This is a genomic window from Nocardia cyriacigeorgica (assembly GCF_010858045.1).
Taxonomy (GTDB): Bacteria; Actinomycetota; Actinomycetes; order Mycobacteriales; family Mycobacteriaceae; genus Nocardia; species Nocardia cyriacigeorgica_E.
The window spans coordinates 1-229 of sequence record NZ_JAAGVC010000450.1 but is presented as its reverse complement, the minus strand read 5'-3'; the positions used below and the strand labels follow the sequence as shown (position 1 = coordinate 229).

The 229-nt window shown below is 65.1% G+C and carries 1 pseudogene; it reads right to left on the bottom strand.

Going from position 1 to position 229, the window contains the following annotated elements:
• Positions 1 to 133 (bottom strand): annotated as a pseudogene (locus tag GV790_RS30890) (TIGR04222 domain-containing membrane protein); the annotation flags it as partial.
• Positions 134 to 229 lie beyond the last annotated feature (96 nt).

The window sequence follows — 229 nt, the reverse complement described above, 5'->3', positions numbered from 1 at the left end:
ACCACCATCCCGCCGCGACGGCGAGAATCCCCACCGGGAGGTACACCGACAGGAATGCCGAACCCGAAATACCCCAGGTCTCCCCCGCGAACACGTCGGGATGCGCTGCGGCGAACCGCTCGGCAGCATGCAGCAGTCCTGGACCGCGGCTTCGGTTCTCGATTGGCTGGGCTGAAAACTCACTGGTCACGCGGGTTTTACTGTTCCGCCACCGGTTTGTCGTGGCGCC